Here is an 840-nt window from a genome sequence, read left to right as displayed (position 1 = left end):
CCATTGAATTGATGGAAGCACTGCCGACCGTCATCATCGGTTTCCTTGCCGGGTTATGGTTTGCTCCGATAGTCGAAGACCATCTGATTACGGTCGTGGTGATGTTGTTTGTGTTGCCATTGAGCACCATGGTCATGGGGGGCTTGTGGGCTCTGATACCTCAATCTCTGCGTAATCGTCTACCTAATGGATGGCATGCGCTGGTTCTTATGCCAGTGATTTTACTGTTGATTGGTATCGGAGTTTGGATTTCTCCAAGTATTGAACAAACCTTCTTTGGTGGCGACATGCGTTTGTTTTTGACCAATCACGGGATTGGTTTTGATCAGCGTAATTCTTTGGTGGTTGGCCTTGCGATGGGCTTTGCAGTGATTCCTACCATTTTTACCATTGCGGAAGATGCCATTTTCTCTGTACCAAAGCACTTGTCTGATGGATCGTTAGCGCTTGGGGCCACTCCTTGGCAAACCTTGATTTACGTCGTGCTCCTTACGGCCAGCCCAGGTATTTTCTCCGCCATTATGATGGGGCTTGGACGTGCGGTTGGTGAGACGATGATTGTCTTGATGGCGACTGGCAACACGCCGCTAATGGACTGGAACATTTTAGAAGGACTTCGCAGCTTATCGGCAACCATTGCGGTGGAGTTGCCAGAGTCTGAAGTTGGCAGTTCGCATTATCGTTTGTTGTTCCTCGCTGCGTTGATTTTGTTTGTCTTCACCTTTGCTGTGAACGCGCTGGCAGAGTTGGTGCGTCAAAGATTGAGAGATAAATACCGTGCGTTGTAGTTTAGATCAGGAAAAAGAGCGAGTGACCGAATGTTAAATTGGATTCGTTCTG

The 840-nt window shown here is 48.0% G+C and carries 1 protein-coding gene; it reads left to right on the top strand.

Translation table 11 applies throughout. The features are described from left to right. Positions 1-788, top strand: a 788-nt coding sequence (locus R8N47_RS24410) for an ABC transporter permease subunit (protein WP_318186005.1), incomplete at its 5' end; no start/stop codon positions are given. Between the last annotated feature and the right edge of the window lie 52 nt (positions 789-840).

It is taken from the genome of Vibrio sp. 2132-1 (assembly GCF_033344315.1).
This window is presented reverse-complemented; position numbering and strand designations above follow the sequence as displayed.